This window comes from Ruegeria sp. BH8, assembly GCF_056538065.1.
Map to the genome: position 1 here is coordinate 895566 of NZ_JBQFSP010000001.1, position 15083 is coordinate 910648.

The following is a 15083-nucleotide window of genomic DNA, read 5'->3' on the forward strand; positions in this document are numbered from 1 at the left end:
TTGACGGGCCACTGTCGGCCGCGCGGTACAAGAATCGTGGACGCCAGCAGGCGCCCACGGGTTTCACCTTAGGCGTCGTGGACGTAGTATTTGCCCTGCGTACCGGCCGCTTCGACCAGCTTCTCAAAGTTGTCCATCGAACCGGCCAGTTCCGTCTTGAAAGGATCCCATTCCGAACGCTGATACCCACCGGCATCCTGCCATTCCGCCAACTGATCATCGCTGAGTGAATGGAATTCAACACCTGCCTTGTTCAGCTCGGACATGGCGTAAGCACGCGCCGACGGAACCTTGGACAGGTTCTGATGGCCAGTCATCTCGGCACCCCACATAATGCCTTCCTGCACGTCAGCAGGCATCGAGTTGAACCACTCCAGATTACAGGAATAAACCTGACTGTCCGGAACGGCCTGCGTGAAGGTCACATGGCTGAGGATGTCCTTGAAACCAAAGACATACAGTGCTCCAACTGACGGGTCGAGCGCGTCGGCAACACCCTGCTTGATCGCCGAAGGTGTTTCACCCCATGCCACAGGCGTCGGGTTGGCACCAACCATGCGATAGTATTGTTGCAGCATCTTCGAACCGGGAACGCGGAACTTGATCCCGCCCATGTCCCCCGGTGTTATGACCGCATTGCCACCCTGCCGGACTGCGACAACACGCGGATCGATATTCACGTAGAACAGGGCCTTGAAGCCTGCCGCCTCGACCTTGGGGTGGACTTCGCTTTTCCACGTGTCCGAATGGACAAGGTTGGTGAAGCGCTGGTTCGACCCGCACAGATACGGCATGTTGATCAGGTCGACCGTGGACGCAAAAGGCGCAAAATTCGACAGCGAGTGCTGCGCGGCCTGAATGGTTCCACCTTGTACTTTCTGCACCAGCGCACCGCCCGCGCCTAGCTGGCCACCGGGGGCCAATTTGACATAGACCTTGCCGTTGGTAGCATTCTGGATGTTTTCCTTCAGATCCAGCTGCATGATCGGATAGCTGCGCGACGCACCCAGCACATAGGCTGTGGCCACCGTCATAATGTGGTCTGCGGCCTTTTCGCGCTCACTCTCTTCTTTTGCGGTTTGCGCGGCAGCCTCGGAAGACCACAAAACACCCCCTGCCCCGGCAACCAATGCGGCCGTGAACGCGCCACTCGCGCTCAGCTTCAGAAAGTTGCGACGTTCTGTTGACGCCAGTTCAATCTCGTCGTTGTTCATGAATTGCCCTCCCAAGCAAAAGTTCAGCTGCCGTCTGTTGCGTTTCGGTCAGCTTCCTTTTTCAGAATCGCGACAACGAACAAAATCGACGCCGCGAACAGAACCAACATCTCTCCTACGTCACCAAGAAACGCGCGGCCTGCAAAAGCACCCAAAGCAACGTTGGCGAAATAGATCGCGAAAACGACGACAGATGCAGCAAGGACCATTTCCGGGACTCCCGTTCAGAATCGGCTCAACACCTTTGTAAGCGCTTACATCAATATTGCAAGCGCTTACATTGGTGCTTTCATCATTTGAAAAATGCGATTAACTTAAGCCAACTGGAATTGAGAGTTCGAGAATGTCAAAACATCGGTCTGCTCCGACACTGGATGACGTTGCCAAGGCCGCGGGTGTTTCGACCGCGACAGTGTCCCGGTGTCTGAACAACCCGCAACAAGTTGTTGAAGCAACGCGCAAGCGTGTCCTGTCGACGGTCGAGGAATTGGGGTACACGCCAAATTTCGCGGCCCGCGTGATGGCGGCCAAGCGGTCATTTACCATTGGCGCCATCATCCCCACCATGGAAAACGCGATATTCGCAAGGGGGTTGCAGGCGTTTCAGGAAGAGATACATCAGCGTGGTTACACGCTGCTGGTCTCCAGTTCAGCCTATGAGCCCGAAGCGGAAAAGGATCAGATCCGAACCCTGGTCGCACGGGGTGCGGATGGGCTGTTATTGATCGGTCATGACAGGGACGCAGATATTTACGATTATCTGGACAGACGGAAAGTGCCCGCGCTGGTTGCCTGGTCCTTTCTGCCGGATAAACCTGTGCCGTCAGTTGGGTTCGACAACCGCAAGGCCATGAAAGCGCTGGCAGACCAGATCATCAGACAGGGACATACGCGTCTTGCGACGATATCGGGTATCAGTTCGGGTAATGACCGGGCGCGGCTCAGGATCGCTGGGATAAAAAGCGCCATGGCTGAACACGGCCTGCAGCCGGATGACCTAATGGTGATCGAAACCACATATGAGTTCGAGAATGGCGCGACGGCATTCAGGGATCTCATGGCGACTGACATGCCGCCGACCGCAGTTTTGTGCGGAAACGATGTTCTGGCAGTCGGCGCATTGAGGCAGGCGCAGAAAATGGGGCTCCGAGTGCCCGAAGACGTGTCGATTACAGGCTTTGACGACATCGAAATCGCGCGCATTGTCAGCCCTGCCCTGACAACAGTTCACGTGCCCCACCGTGAAATGGGTCAAAAGGCTGCGCAGGAGTTGATACGAATGATCGAAACGAACTCTGCGGGCCAGTCTTTGGAGCTTTCGACCCATTTGGTCACCCGAGACTCCTTGCTTGACCGCATTCCTTAAGGCTCAGAAAGTTCGGCGATTCATTGCGTGTAAAAGGCGCACCGGTCTACGATTCAGTGTGACGTTCCGCTTTCATTGACCTGAATCAAAGCACGCAATGCGACCACATAGTGAAGTACGAATATATCATCGGGCCCGACGCTCACTTGCCTGACCCCAAGCAAATTTTCCGGTGATCAGTGATTCAGTGGTGTGAAAGTTCGCTCCGTGGGCGCGGCGAACGTGCGGCGCGCTCTCCTGCCGACTACCCTCTGGCTACTCGGCACTTACCGCATGCCAGTAAATGCAAATGATCAAGGCGACGGGACCAAGCACGGAAACGTCGATGCCAACTTAAGACACGCGATGTAATCCAATTGGCGGATAGATGATGTCCATCGTTGAACAAAAGACACCAAAGCTGCGACGGGCGCTGACGACCCCGCTGCTCACGCTCTATGGGCTTGGAGTGACCGTGGGGGCTGGCATTTATGTGCTTGTTGGTGCGACGGCCGGGATAGCGGGCCCGTATGCCGCGGTTTCGTTCCTGATTGCTGCGCTTGTTGTTGCGCTGACCGCCCTGTCATACGCAGAACTGGCAACCCGATATCCTGTGAGTGCGGGTGAGGCCGCCTATGTCGAAGCTGGGTTTCAGAAAAGCTGGATGGCCGTGCTGGTCGGTCTCGCGGTGGCCGCCTCGGGCATCATCTCGGCCTCGGCCGTGGCTATCGGGGCCGCGTCGTACCTTCAAACGCTTACAGGTTTAGGCATTTCAAGTCTGACAATCGGTGTAGTTCTGATCATGGGGCTGATCGCCCTATGGGGGATCACGCAGTCGGTAATGGTGGCGGCAGTCATTACCATCATAGAAATCAGCGGGCTACTTGTCGTTATTGGTTGGGGCCTGTCCCTTCCTGAGCCTCAGGGCTATGCGCTCACCCAGATGGTTCCCGGGCTGGACCCAACCGCCTGGAGAGGGATATTGGCCGCTTCGCTTCTGGCGTTTTTCGCCTTTGTCGGTTTCGAGGACATGGCGAATGTCGCTGAAGAAGTTAAAGACCCCGCCGGAACAATCCCGAAAGCGATCCTGTTGACGCTTATTCTGGCCACGGTCTTGTATCTTGGTACGTCCATGACTGTTCTGTATGTGGTGCCGATCGATGTCCTTTCGACGTCCGCCGCACCGCTGGCCCTGATTTTTACGGACGCGCCCGAGGTTATCCAGCAGGGGTTTTCGACCATTGCCATCGTAGCCACGATCAATGGTGTTCTGATCCAGATGATCATGGCATCCCGCGTGATTTACGGGCTCGCGGATCGGGATCATTTGCCTAAGTTTCTGGCTACGGTATCTCAGGTCACTCAGACGCCAACGGTAGCGACAATCATGGTCACGGCGATAATCCTGTTGCTGACCCAAACGCTTCCAATCGCCATTCTGGCCGAGCGCACGTCGCAAATTGTTCTGGGGGTCTTTGTGCTGGTCAATCTTTCACTGATCCTTTTGAAGACCCGGGCTGAAACCGATGAACCGCAGTTCCGCGTGCCTCTTGTTGTTCCCCTCTTTGGGGTGGTGACCAGTTTGTTGCTTTTTGCGTCCGCGTTTCTGTAAGCCTGTATCATTGGGTCAAGGAAATCCTGCGATGCGATTTACGTGAACATGACCACTGACCAGCCTTCTACAGGAGCGCCGCTTTCTGCATGGTGGCAAAGAACCTTTGTTGATCTGGCGCGACAGATGCGATGGTCCTACCTGCCACCGCTCATGGTCTACTTTGCCGCCGGGGTTTCTGGCCTGACATCGGTCGTCGGCGCTTTTTTTCTTAAGGACTATCTTAACCTATCCGCTTCCTTTGTAGCCGGGTTGGCGTTTTGGGCCGGGCTTCCCTGGATCTTGAAAATGCCACTGGGTCATATCGTTGATCTGTTTTGGCGGTGGAAGTCATTGCTGATCCTATTGGGGGCAACCCTGATCACCTTGTCCCTGCTCACCATGTACGGGCTTGTGGCCTTTCCCGGACATATGGTTGATGTCATACCGCTGGAACACTGGTATATCATTGCCCTGCTCTTGGCGCCTTCCGGCTATGCCATTCAGGATGTCGTCGCCGACGCGATGACGGTCGAGGCCGTTCCAAAGATCAATCCCCACGGGCAGCCGTTTTCGCCCGAGGAAACCCGTGCGCAGCATACAACAATGCAAACACTGGGCAGGATCGCCATTTTCTCGGGATTCGCAGCCGTAGCCGCGGTCAATATCTGGGTGTTCTCGGGAACCGAGGGCATGCAGAAATCAGACCGTCTTGCATTGTATGGCAACGTCTATCTGATCGCGCTTGTCATTCCCCTGTTGTCCGTCAGCGGTGTGGTTTTGCACGGTTTGATACAGCGTCAACATCTTCGCCTAGGTCATCCCCCGCATACTCCTGACGAAACCACCGAGGTTAAATGGCCGATCCTGCTGGGCGGTCTCGCCTTTGTCGTACTGAGTATCGTATTGGGAACATCGAATTTCCAACTCGCCCAGGAAACTATTTTTGTAGTCTCACTGAGTGTGATCTTGTACCTGATGTCGCGCTTGGTGAAGGAACTGAACCCAAATCAGGCAAAGGCTCTGATTGGTACGGCGATAATCATTTTCGTGTTTCGTGCGGTTCCCTTGCCCGGGGCGGGGCTGACCTGGTTCGAAATCGACGAGTTGGGGTTTGACGAGCAGTTCCTGGCAATCCTGGCGCTTCTGACGTCTCTGCTCGCACTGGTCGGGCTCATCGTCCTGAGACCGTTTATGGCCAACCGCTCGATTGCGCAGGTCGTTATCATTCTGACCATCGCGTCGGGGGTCCTCGCCCTGCCCAACCTTGCGCTGTATTACGGCGTGCATGAATGGACATCTGCGCATACCGGCGGGATCGTAGACGCAAGGTTCATTGCAATCCTCGACACCGCAGTTGAATCTCCGCTGGGTCAAATCGCGATGGTTCCGATGCTGGCCTGGATCGCACGTAATGCTCCTGTGCATCTGAAGGCAACTTTTTTTGCCGTCATGGCGTCATTCACCAACATGGCCTTGTCGGCCAGCAGTTTGGCAACGAAATACCTGAACCAGATTTTCGTGGTGTCGCGCGCAGTAACCGATCCGGAAACCGGTGTCGTCACATCGATTGCCGATTACAGCCAACTTGGACACCTGTTGATCGCCGTGGCCCTGATTTCTGTGATCGTTCCGCTGACGGTCGTATTCTTTGTTCAAAAATCGTCGTTCCAGACCAGTGATTGATCACTGGCTGACAGTTTCATTCAGCAAGGTTTTCAGGTGCAAAACCGGAACCCCGATGTTTGAACCCCCGAACTCTGGCAGGATCGCGGCGTTAATCGCGACCACCTCTCCCTTGCGGTTCAGGGCCGGCCCTCCGCTTCCTCCTGAGGTTGTTTCTGCGTCGTAAACGACTGCACCTGGACTTGTCTGCGCCACGATTCCTCGGCTGGCGAGAGGTTGAACCTGGTTTTGCGCAGATAACCGTGCGGCGATCGTCCAGAAATTGACGGACCCGTCTTTCTCGAGCGTTTTCAGAAATTCCGGCCCCGCCTGCGCAATTAACGCTTTCAGGCCAGTAGGATACCCCAGCAGAAAGACTTCGTCACCGCTGCGAGGAAGGTCATCGGCCAGTCGTAATCCCAGCCCCTCGATACGGTTTGGATCAACCGACAAAAGCGCCAGATCAGCGGTCTCACTGAACCGGTCCAAAGTGGCCTCGATCGGGTCGGCCTGACCTGGCAGATAGGCCAGCAACCGCAGCATCTCGGCCTCAAGACCTGCGTTTTTCAGTGCCTGAGCCTTGTCGCCGGATGTCCAGGGCAAGGCAACGTGGCGGTTGGTGGCCATCAGCGGCGTACCCTCCAGCAGAAATCCGGTGCCGGTGAACTGGAACTCTGCGGGCTCACCTGTTGCCTCCGGTTCGATCCAGGGTTGACCGAAGGGTGTTTGCAACTTCTCTCCGTTTGGCCCCAACACATGGCGCAGCAGTTTGCCGCTTTCGATATGACGCAATCCGTAGGCACCCTGAATGAAAGCCACTGATTGAGTAGACGCGGTAATGACCCGCGTGGACGCCCCCGCGCGCTGTTCAAGGGTACCCAACCGCTGCTCAGTTGATATCAACTGGTTCTGAAAGGCATCCCTCAACGCCACAAGGTCTTCTGGGGTCAGCACATCTTCCCGCGTCTGGCTAAGCATGGCCGCCACGGCTTCGATCTTGAGGGCTTCCTGTTGCAGGCTGTCGGCCAGTCTCCGGTCGTTTTGATAAAGCAGGAACAGCAGACCTGCGATCAGCGCAATCGCGGCAACCACCGTAATCCTGAAGAACATAGTGGTTTGAGAAACAAGCCGTCGCCCACTCTCACGCAGCGCACCCGACATTCTTTGGGCAAAGGGCCGGCGACTTGACCGCGCATAAGCATAGGCGTCACTCAGGATATCCTCGACCGTGTGACGAATGGGAAACCTCTGAGTACAAGTGCGGTACCGGGATATCGGGCCCAATTCGCCAAATTCGATCATGTCGCCGTGTTTCAGCGTTGCCGACACAATCTTGTGGCCATTGACCCAGATGTCTTGCCCTGCCAGCGCGTTGAGCACATAGCCCCCCTCGGACCACTGAAGCGTTGCGATGTCTTCGTCATGGGGCGGCGTGTTGTCTTTTAGGCGCAGGCCTAGCGCACGGGCTTCGCCAACAGAAACAGTCAATGCGCTGTCGACAAGCCAGGAAATAGTTCCTCGGGACGGGCCCGTCAGGCTCTCCAGAAAGGCATGAACATCACCTGCGCAAGGCTCTTGGGGCGTTTTCGCGCCGATCTGATCCATTTCCCGCATAGTTGGGCTCTGCTCAACAGTGATGGGGTCACTCTATCATAAGACGCCCGGAATCCTACCAATCGCGAGAGGGATGCCCAAAACCGGAAATATCCACTGGCACAAGTCAATTTGGTGGAACGTCCCGATACGACCCCCATGCCTGCCGGAGCAGGCCTTCACCGGAAATCGCCGTCTGACCTGAAAGTTCTGGAGCGGGTAGCGCGCACCATGTTGCTGTTGCAACATGTTGCAAATGACCTCAACCCCCTTTCGTATGTTGCGTTTTGCAAACTCCGGCTGTATCCGATTGTGTAAACATGTTGCAAATGAACCCACCGCAAGTGTGGGGCAGAATGTGGGGCAGATATGGCAAGAGGCAATAACCGTCTTTCCGCAACTCAAGTAAAGAATGCTGCTCCCGGTAGCGTCATTCAGGACGGCGGAGGTCTATTCCTCAAAAAATCGCAAAACGGTGGACGCTGGTTCTATCGTTTTCAGATCAACGGCAAGCGCCGGGATATGGGATTTGGGTCATATCCTGACATGTCCCTGTCCGATGCTCGAAAGGAGCGATCGAAGTGGGCGGCTACGCGCGCATTCCCCAAGCCACCAGCGAAAACGCAAGGTTTGATTGCTGATGCAGTTGGCGAAACACCGTCATTGGCCATTGAAGCCTTAAAAGAAATTCTCGAAGAGCGAGACAGGAAACGCAGCGCTCGACGTCGTTTGGAGGCGAACTCCGGCAACTTCATTCCCAGTGAAGGAGAATATGTCGAAGCATTGCGCCAGATCAGGCTCACCCCTGCGCAGGTCACCATGCTCAAAGCACTTACAATCGCAGGCAAGGAAGGACTGAGCATTGGTCAGTTAACTAAGGCAGCTGGTTACAAATCGCGCGAGGCGTCCGTCAAGGTCTTCAAGAAAATCGGGCTATTGATTGCAGAGTATCTGGAACTCGAGCTTCCCGAAGCCGGATCGGCTCAAAATGATGGCGCCGCTCAGGTATTGGCATCTTCTCACGTCAAAAGTGACGATGAACCAGCGACTTGGATCATGCATCAGGAGCTGCGCGATGCTGTTCGTTTGGTTCTATGACGCACGTTCCAGCGCCAGCCTTTGAAGCGAACTTCGAACCGGAATAAATGCACGAAAGGCGCACGCGTAGCTTATGTTGGAGAAAAAACCATATCCGCTCGACCTGATCTATGTACCTGTGAAACGGGCCAAAACACTTGATCAACAAAAGGTTCTGGCACTGGCCGAAGATATCCTGAAGAATGGCCAGAAGACGCCGATCCAGATACGTGCGGACAACAAGCGGTTCGTGCTGATTGAAGGCCTTCACCGACTAGAGGCCATTCGCGCCCTTGGCGGTGATACTGTCGAAGCCTTTTTGGTGCGCGCCCGATTACACTAGACTCTTGTTGGGATTGGCGTTCGACAAAGCCTGAGAAAACGTCAGCAGGCGCTGACTTTCTTCATCCCAAAGATGCAATCGTGCGCAATGAAGGCTCTCATATAGAGTAATACGCTGGCAATTTTCCAACTCGGAATGGTCACGCAAAACCTCGTTTAGCCGATAAAACGGTATGCGGCTGGCAAGGTGGTGAACATGGTGTACACCGATATTGGCAGAGAACCACCGCAGGATGCCTGGCAGGGCATAGTGAGAACTTCCATAGAATGCGGCGTTCTGAAGGTTCCACCCCTCTTCCCGTTCCCAGGTCGTGTGTTCAAACTGGTGTTGAATATAGAAAAGCCAAATACCAATCGATGATGCGACAATCATGGTTGGTAGGAAAACATACGCTAAAACCTCAATGCCTCCGGCCCAAAAAACTAGGGCCAATACCCCTGCAATTGCAGCGTTTGTTCCCATCGCACTTGCCCAATACAGCCAGCCTGACCGCATGAAACCAAAGGGCAAGCGATTTTGAAAAAAGAACGTGTACACCGGTACGATACAGAACAGGAAGAAGGGGTTCCGGATTAACCTGTAAGCGGCACGCCCGAACCAATTCCGTTTCAGGTATTCCTCAATGGTCAATGTAGGAATGTCACCCATACCACGCCGATCAAGGTTACCGGTTGAAGCGTGGTGAATCGCATGGCTTTGCCGCCAAACGTCATAGGGTGTCAGGGCAAGAACACCCAGAACCCGGCCGGTCCAATTGCAAACAGTGCGACTTCTAAAGAAAGATCCATGACCGCAATCATGCATAATGATGAAGATACGGACCAGAAATGCGGCATTCAGGACGGCCAGTAAAAATGCGATCCAGACACTAAAATATAAAGCCATCCACGCTAGAGCCCATAGCGCGAATAAGGGGACAACGGTGATCGCAATTTCATAAATACTGCGCTTTGCATCGGCAACACGGTATTGCGCGAGCACCCGCGTCCAGTCTTTAGGTTGCAACTGACTTTTTCTCCAAGGGCTTTTAGCAGCCCATTGTGCAAACGGGCACCCCATAAGGGTGCCCGTAAAAGGTCAGGCCAGTGCCAGATTGGCGGCGCTGTCGCGTCCGTCACGGCCAGCTTCGACGTCAAAAGTGACCTTCTGGCCGTCTTTCAATTCGCTGATGCCGGAACGTTCAAGTGCTGAGATATGCACGAACACATCGCGCTTACCATCTTCAGGCTCGATAAAGCCAAAACCTTTGGTCGAGTTGAACCATTTTACTGTGCCATTTGCCATGGTGGAAGTCTCCTAATACTTGCCGCCCGCATTATTGCGGCGACTCGGCGTGGTCGGTCTGAATCGAAAGACTGAACGCCGAGTTTGGGAGACAGCAGGTCGAAAAAGAAAAACGTAAGCCTTGTGTATATGGACTTTGAGTACACACGATACAAGCCTTGATACAATGGAAAGCAACAGAAGATCTGAGTCTGCCTAGCCCAATTTGGGACAAAGATAAGCAGAACGCATTGCTCTGCGTTTCGGAAATCAGAGGTCGGCTTCTGATAAAACCTGCCGAATGCGTATGCAGCAAACTGATTGCTCAGGCACGGCAGGTAGGGCTCACTGTCCGAAATCGCCGCGTGCTTCAAGAACACCGTGGCCAGGCACAAATGTTCGTTGATTGATTGAAACATTACTAAATCAACGAGTTGACCTCTCTAACGAACGGTAGATTCTGCGCGGCCCGAATCTTGGGTCATGCTGCGTTGGCATAGGGCGACTGCGAGCCTCAAAGTGCCATTAGTAGGTCCGTATCTGCGTAAGCATCGGGCAAGAAACGTTACCGATGTTACAGTTGGCCGTAAGTTCATTCAGGGCGGCCTCCAATCGCTTAAGTTCGATTATCTTCATACGCACATTGGAGATATGAAGCTCGGCCAGTTCCTGAACGGATTGGCAATCCTCGCTATCACCTTCGGACAGGTTGAGAAGCACCTTTGCATCGGCAAGCGCAAAACCCAAGTCTCGGCACTTCCTTAGAAAACAAAGCCGTCCCACATCGTGCGCAGAGTACATGCGTCGATTATTCGATGCCCTTTCTGGTTTCGGCACGATCCCTTCGCGTTCGTAGTAGCGGATAGTTTCAATTCCGACACCGCTTTGCCGGGATGCCTCCCCAATCGCAAACATGTGAGATTTCCTGTCTTGATCCTGTAGTGGCTACAGAAGTTAAACGAGTGGTTGTTGTCTCTACAACTCCGCGCGACGTAGTCCATCAGGGAAACAGAATGCAGAAGTACCTTAGCCTCAGCTATTTGGGATCGCTATCAGCGCTTGGCGTCGCGACTTGCTGCGTTTTGCCCATGATGATGATGTTACTGGGGCTGGGCGGCAGTTGGTTGGCAATCTTTGGGAAGGTTGCGGCAGCGAGTTACTATGTGCTGACGATTTCAACGGCACTCGTCGCGATATCGTGGCTGGTATCTTATCGGCGCGGTTCCTTACCGACGTTAAAATGGCGGCTTGCAGGAACAACTCTAATCACCGGCGTGGCTTGGGTCGTTGTGTTTAACGAGGCACGGATTAACGATTACCTGATCATGCAGATGTGAGACTATGACAAAACAAACTGTAGTCCTAGAAAGCACCCTGATTTGCCCGAAGTGCGGCCACAGTGAAACCGAGCAAATGCCAACGGATGCTTGCCAGTAGTTCTATGAATGCAAGTCGTGCAAAACAGTTTTGAAGCCGTTGGAAGGCGACTGTTGTGTTTACTGTTCATATGCGACGGTCCCGTGTCCACCAATTCAGCTAGGCGATAGCTGTTGCGGATGAAGTGAAGGACGGCTTTGTTGAGCAAACTGTGAACTGCCGCCGCGAGCATCGCTGCTATTTGCATGAATGACAGTTCTTTCCGCTGCTTGGCCGCACAAGATATTCGGCAGTTGCAATGTTGTTACTGCTACAAGCGCATGCAGCAATAAAATCCAGGGTACAGGTTGGGCTCTAAGCCGTCATAAGACGGTTTCTATCGGATGACAGGTTCTCATGCTGAGCGGTCATTACTCGGCAGATTCCTTCAACTGCGCCATCGTGTTTCAAGGGCGACAGGAGGATTATCCATATCGCAACCGTTCTGGCTCGACCACGAGGGACTCAACCGCATCAATATCATTTCCTTGAAAACTACGCGGCGTTGCTGGGCTCCACAACCGCAAGGTTCTCAGCGGTACCATCCATTTCACCAGCAACGGCCTTCGATGGAGAGCGCACTAGCCAATTAGTCACTTTCGTTGCTGGAATTGACAGGCACTGCGTTGCCTGCGCCCATCATGCGCTGAACGAGGCGTTCGAGCGGGCTTGCCTCTTCCGGGGCGACCTTGCCCGCGAACATGCCCAAGTGTTTGGCGATGTTCTCAAGTGCTTTGGTGCGGTCTTGCATCTTGATTTCAATGCCCCGCTTGGTTTCCTTCACGCCATCGAACAGGAGGCGCGCAGCGGGACTGAGCTTGCGGGTGTCGGCCATGCGGGTGATTTCTGTCCCCATGCCGGAACACTCGGGACAGGCTGGGTTTGGCGGGTCTGTGAGGCGATAACCGTAGCCGCCTGCGTCGTCAGGGATGCGCGGATCTACGATTTCGCCAGACATGGCAACGTCGCGCTCTTTCTCGTCGTGGAACATCGAGAAGATCACTTCGGCCTTACGCTCGGTGAACTCCCGTTCTGTTTTCCACTGGTACTGATGGTCGATGCCGTAGCAGTAGCGGCAGGGCACGATGATGTGCTGGGTTAGCTCGTTGGGGTCTGCGAGGGCGATTTGCGTCCAGAGGTTCACAATGCCCTCTGCGTCGAGCATGGCCTTGCTCTCGATCTGTTTGCGGCCATCTGCGATGGCAGCGGCAACCTTAACATTGCTTAACAACCGCGGCCCTTGGACGTGAGGCTGCTTATATCCAGCTTCCCGCGCTGCCTCGGTGGCGTTCGGATCAGCAAGGTAGGCAAGCACAAAGGCCCGCTGACGCGGGTTTAGATCGAACTGATCTAGCCACCTGGTATCTGCCAAGGCTGGATTGTCGGTCGTGCTGCTCATTCCGGGGCGGTGCCTCTTGCGCCTCAAGATTGCCAGCAGGTTAGGTTTTAAATCCGCATTAAGCAACAAATTGTGATCATCAAAACCGCACCACCACCACCAACGTATTTGTTTATTTCTTTCTTTAATGACTTCCATCCTGACTTCATCCTGACTTCATCCTGACTTCGAGAGGAATTTTTATTTATTATTTACAATAATTTATCTGACCCCTTTTTGACTTCCGACCTGACTTCTCGCCCGAATATTCGGATGATGCACATTATTTTGCACCATGTTCACTTTGGTGTTGCAATTTGCGACATGTTTACCAATGATATAAAGCCAAGGAGAACACGCACATGGAAAAGGTCATTGGTCGAGAAAGCTTCTAGCCCTGAGTTTGCGATCCACCTATGCAGCAAAGAGTGGAAATGGCACTCATCAAACGGATCATCCCCAAAAAATGTTCATCGAACCTGCAGCTCTCAACCGGTACTACGCAACCACCCACAATGCCCAATTGGCAGGCTCAAAGGCAAATCCGGTTCACTGCACATCAAACCCGATAGAAACCGCCAATGCGGGCTCCAAAATGGCTCCAAAGATCGATCATGAAAATACGAATTAAAGAAATCCGCCAAGCCAAAGGTCTTACTCAGGAAGAACTTGCAGTGAAGGTTGACTTATCTCGTTCTTATTTGGCGCAATTGGAAAAGGGAACACGTCCACTCACCACCAAGAAGCAGGCCATTATTGCCGCAGCCCTTGATGTGGAGCCAACTGAGCTTGTAGATTTCAGCGCACCTGACAAAGACGAAGAGGTGCTTCTTCTCGAGGCGTTCCGTGCCCTTTCCCCCGAACAGCGAAAAGCTTGGCTCGAATGGGCGAAAGTAGCTAAGGGATCCGCCCTGGATAAAGAGTGAACGCTCTACACACCATGCCAATCGGATCAACCGATCATGTGCAGCGAAAAAAACGGCAAATCGGATAGTCACCGGGGCACAGGCGTCAATCTGGTGAAGGTCGTTGATCTGGAAAGCCTGATCGAAGGAAAGGCCGCCTGATTGACAGGTATCACAATTCAAATGTGGGGCAGAATGTGGGGCAGCTTAGGTTGCCCCTTTTTATTTCCAATTATTTACATGCACTTAGGTGAAAATTTTGGAGCGGGTAGCGGGAATCGAACCCGCGCGTTCAGCTTGGGAAGCTGACAGGCTACCATTACATCATACCCGCCGCACCCCTGAGATATAACCAGAGTTCCCTGACACGCAAGCCGGATCGTTTCAGGTTGCCCGGAAAAAGTCACTCGGTCCGCGCACGAAGACTGTCGATCAGCGAGTCATCTACATCCAAAGCCTGGATGGCCGCCTCAAGCGTGCGGCTGTCCAGATGTTGCGGGTTCAGATCGACCCCGGCTGAAAAGGCTTTGACAATGGCCTTCATGGCGCTGATGCGCGCGTATCTTTTGTTATTGGCCGGTATCACGTGCCACGGTGCCAGATCGGTCGACGTCCGGGCCAGCATTTCATCCACGGCGATCTCGGTATCATCCCATTTCTCGCGATTCCTGAAATCCTCGTATGTCAATTTCCAGCGCTTCAGCGGGTTTCTCAGCCGTTCAGTAAACCGCTGCATCTGTTCATCTTCAGAGATGTGGAAGAATAGCTTGACGATCCGGGCACCATCGTCGACCAGCATGCGTTCGAAATCATTGATTTCCTGATAAGCAGCGCGCCAGCGTATTTCCGGGGTCAGGTTCTCGATCCTCTCGACCAACACGCGCCCGTACCAGCTGCGGTCGAATGCGGATATTGCTCCGGACGGTGGCAAACGTTCCCAAAACCGCAGCAGGTAATGCCGGTTGAGGTAGTAGTTCCGGGGCGCCCCAATTGGCCAGACCTTAAAGCTGCGCGGGTCCAGAGCCTGGCTGATCCTGCGAATGGTTCCCCCCTTGCCTGCCGCATCCCAACCCTCGAACACCAGCACACCCTTGAGCCCGTGAAACAGATACGCTTGTTGAATCCTGGCCAGCTTGGCCTGAAGATCAATCAGTTGCTCGAAATACTCCTTTTTGCTCAACCGCTTGGTCAGATCCGCTTCTGAGAGTTTCGGGGGGTGATGTTTACGCATGGTGCCACCTGATCGTTGCGTCCCGGATCAGGATATCCTGAACCCTTGCGCAAAATCGACAT

15 protein-coding genes, 1 tRNA gene and 1 pseudogene are annotated in these 15083 nt (G+C 54.0%); 8 read left to right on the forward strand and 9 right to left on the reverse strand.

Annotation, left to right across the window (positions count from 1 at the left end):
• Positions 1-68: 68 nt before the first annotated feature.
• Both ACR0AD_RS04440 and ACR0AD_RS04445 read right to left on the reverse strand, forming a co-directional pair.
• A complete protein-coding gene (locus tag ACR0AD_RS04440; protein WP_480485587.1) occupies positions 69-1214 on the reverse strand; it encodes a TRAP transporter substrate-binding protein in 1146 nt (381 codons plus the stop codon).
• A gap of 23 nt (positions 1215-1237) precedes the next feature.
• Positions 1238-1423, reverse strand: coding sequence for a hypothetical protein (locus tag ACR0AD_RS04445; RefSeq protein ID WP_267366030.1), 186 nt, complete (start codon positions 1421-1423; stop codon positions 1238-1240).
• A gap of 134 nt (positions 1424-1557) precedes the next feature.
• Between ACR0AD_RS04445 and ACR0AD_RS04450 the strand changes: the two genes are divergently transcribed.
• From ACR0AD_RS04450 to ACR0AD_RS04460, 3 genes are all read left to right on the forward strand, one after another.
• Entirely contained in the window at positions 1558-2580 is a 1023-nt protein-coding gene (locus tag ACR0AD_RS04450; RefSeq protein WP_480485585.1) for a LacI family DNA-binding transcriptional regulator, read from the forward strand.
• 367 nt (positions 2581-2947) lie between these two features.
• A complete protein-coding gene (locus ACR0AD_RS04455; protein WP_480528383.1) occupies positions 2948-4171 on the forward strand; it encodes an APC family permease in 1224 nt (407 codons plus the stop codon).
• 126 nt (positions 4172-4297) lie between these two features.
• On the forward strand, positions 4298-5836 hold the full coding sequence (locus tag ACR0AD_RS04460; RefSeq protein WP_480485582.1) for an MFS transporter: 1539 nt from the start codon (positions 4298-4300) through the stop codon (positions 5834-5836).
• On the opposite strand, the gene ACR0AD_RS04465 is transcribed toward ACR0AD_RS04460, so the two are convergent.
• Positions 5837-7429, reverse strand: a complete 1593-nt coding sequence (locus ACR0AD_RS04465; RefSeq protein ID WP_480485580.1) for a trypsin-like peptidase domain-containing protein — start codon at positions 7427-7429, stop codon at positions 5837-5839. It abuts the gene before it with no gap.
• A gap of 348 nt (positions 7430-7777) precedes the next feature.
• Here ACR0AD_RS04465 and ACR0AD_RS04470 point away from each other — a divergent pair, with 348 nt between their 5' ends.
• A complete protein-coding gene (locus tag ACR0AD_RS04470) occupies positions 7778-8506 on the forward strand; it encodes an Arm DNA-binding domain-containing protein (protein WP_480485578.1) in 729 nt (242 codons plus the stop codon).
• A 73-nt stretch (positions 8507-8579) separates the two neighbouring features.
• The gene (locus ACR0AD_RS04475; RefSeq protein WP_480484944.1) at positions 8580-8828 is read left to right on the forward strand and encodes a ParB N-terminal domain-containing protein; all 249 of its coding nucleotides are present in this window, start codon (positions 8580-8582) and stop codon (positions 8826-8828) included.
• On the opposite strand, the gene ACR0AD_RS04480 is transcribed toward ACR0AD_RS04475, so the two are convergent.
• The 3 genes from ACR0AD_RS04480 to ACR0AD_RS04490 all read right to left on the reverse strand — a co-directional run bounded on the left by ACR0AD_RS04480 (position 8820) and on the right by ACR0AD_RS04490 (position 11006).
• Entirely contained in the window at positions 8820-9833 is a 1014-nt protein-coding gene (locus ACR0AD_RS04480) for a fatty acid desaturase (protein WP_480485576.1), read from the reverse strand. The genes ACR0AD_RS04475 and ACR0AD_RS04480 overlap by 9 nt on opposite strands.
• Before the next feature lie 72 nt (positions 9834-9905).
• A complete protein-coding gene (locus ACR0AD_RS04485; protein ID WP_170430361.1) occupies positions 9906-10112 on the reverse strand; it encodes a cold-shock protein in 207 nt (68 codons plus the stop codon).
• A gap of 504 nt (positions 10113-10616) precedes the next feature.
• Entirely contained in the window at positions 10617-11006 is a 390-nt protein-coding gene (locus ACR0AD_RS04490; protein ID WP_480485574.1) for a MerR family transcriptional regulator, read from the reverse strand.
• A 98-nt stretch (positions 11007-11104) separates the two neighbouring features.
• Here ACR0AD_RS04490 and ACR0AD_RS04495 point away from each other — a divergent pair, with 98 nt between their 5' ends.
• On the forward strand, positions 11105-11428 hold the full coding sequence (locus ACR0AD_RS04495) for a hypothetical protein (RefSeq protein ID WP_170499188.1): 324 nt from the start codon (positions 11105-11107) through the stop codon (positions 11426-11428).
• A 112-nt stretch (positions 11429-11540) separates the two neighbouring features.
• A pseudogene (locus ACR0AD_RS04500) lies at positions 11541-11651 on the forward strand (GDCCVxC domain-containing (seleno)protein); the annotation flags it as partial.
• Between the two features lie 445 nt (positions 11652-12096).
• Here the strand turns inward: ACR0AD_RS04500 and ACR0AD_RS04505 are convergent.
• Positions 12097-13044 carry a terminase small subunit gene (locus tag ACR0AD_RS04505; RefSeq protein ID WP_480485572.1) on the reverse strand — a complete coding sequence of 316 codons (948 nt, stop codon included), beginning with the start codon at positions 13042-13044 and terminating at the stop codon, positions 12097-12099.
• Positions 13045-13499: 455 nt separating this feature from the next.
• Here ACR0AD_RS04505 and ACR0AD_RS04510 point away from each other — a divergent pair, with 455 nt between their 5' ends.
• Complete coding sequence (locus ACR0AD_RS04510; protein WP_480485570.1) at positions 13500-13811, forward strand: helix-turn-helix domain-containing protein; 312 nt, start codon at positions 13500-13502, stop codon at positions 13809-13811.
• A 239-nt stretch (positions 13812-14050) separates the two neighbouring features.
• Here ACR0AD_RS04510 and ACR0AD_RS04515 read toward each other — a convergent pair.
• Positions 14051-14124: transfer RNA gene (locus tag ACR0AD_RS04515), tRNA-Gly, on the reverse strand.
• 69 nt (positions 14125-14193) lie between these two features.
• Positions 14194-15021: a polyphosphate kinase 2 family protein gene (locus tag ACR0AD_RS04520; protein WP_480485569.1), complete on the reverse strand. Its 828-nt coding sequence runs from the start codon at positions 15019-15021 to the stop codon at positions 14194-14196.
• Positions 15022-15083 lie beyond the last annotated feature (62 nt).

Bases quoted from the DNA above. Each gene is read 5' to 3' on its own strand.
- ACR0AD_RS04440 (WP_480485587.1), bottom strand. From the start codon at position 1,214: ATGAACAACGACGAGATTGAACTGGCGTCAACAGAACGTCGCAACTTT.
- ACR0AD_RS04445 (WP_267366030.1), bottom strand. From the start codon at position 1,423: ATGGTCCTTGCTGCATCTGTCGTCGTTTTCGCGATCTATTTCGCCAAC.
- ACR0AD_RS04450 (WP_480485585.1), top strand. From the start codon at position 1,558: ATGTCAAAACATCGGTCTGCTCCGACACTGGATGACGTTGCCAAGGCC.
- ACR0AD_RS04455 (WP_480528383.1), top strand. From the start codon at position 2,948: ATGATGTCCATCGTTGAACAAAAGACACCAAAGCTGCGACGGGCGCTG.
- ACR0AD_RS04460 (WP_480485582.1), top strand. From the start codon at position 4,298: ATGCGATGGTCCTACCTGCCACCGCTCATGGTCTACTTTGCCGCCGGG.
- ACR0AD_RS04465 (WP_480485580.1), bottom strand. From the start codon at position 7,429: ATGCGGGAAATGGATCAGATCGGCGCGAAAACGCCCCAAGAGCCTTGC.
- ACR0AD_RS04470 (WP_480485578.1), top strand. From the start codon at position 7,778: ATGGCAAGAGGCAATAACCGTCTTTCCGCAACTCAAGTAAAGAATGCT.
- ACR0AD_RS04475 (WP_480484944.1), top strand. From the start codon at position 8,580: ATGTTGGAGAAAAAACCATATCCGCTCGACCTGATCTATGTACCTGTG.
- ACR0AD_RS04485 (WP_170430361.1), bottom strand. From the start codon at position 10,112: ATGGCAAATGGCACAGTAAAATGGTTCAACTCGACCAAAGGTTTTGGC.
- ACR0AD_RS04490 (WP_480485574.1), bottom strand. From the start codon at position 11,006: ATGTTTGCGATTGGGGAGGCATCCCGGCAAAGCGGTGTCGGAATTGAA.
- ACR0AD_RS04495 (WP_170499188.1), top strand. From the start codon at position 11,105: ATGCAGAAGTACCTTAGCCTCAGCTATTTGGGATCGCTATCAGCGCTT.
- ACR0AD_RS04505 (WP_480485572.1), bottom strand. From the start codon at position 13,044: ATGGAAGTCATTAAAGAAAGAAATAAACAAATACGTTGGTGGTGGTGG.
- ACR0AD_RS04510 (WP_480485570.1), top strand. From the start codon at position 13,500: ATGAAAATACGAATTAAAGAAATCCGCCAAGCCAAAGGTCTTACTCAG.
- ACR0AD_RS04520 (WP_480485569.1), bottom strand. From the start codon at position 15,021: ATGCGTAAACATCACCCCCCGAAACTCTCAGAAGCGGATCTGACCAAG.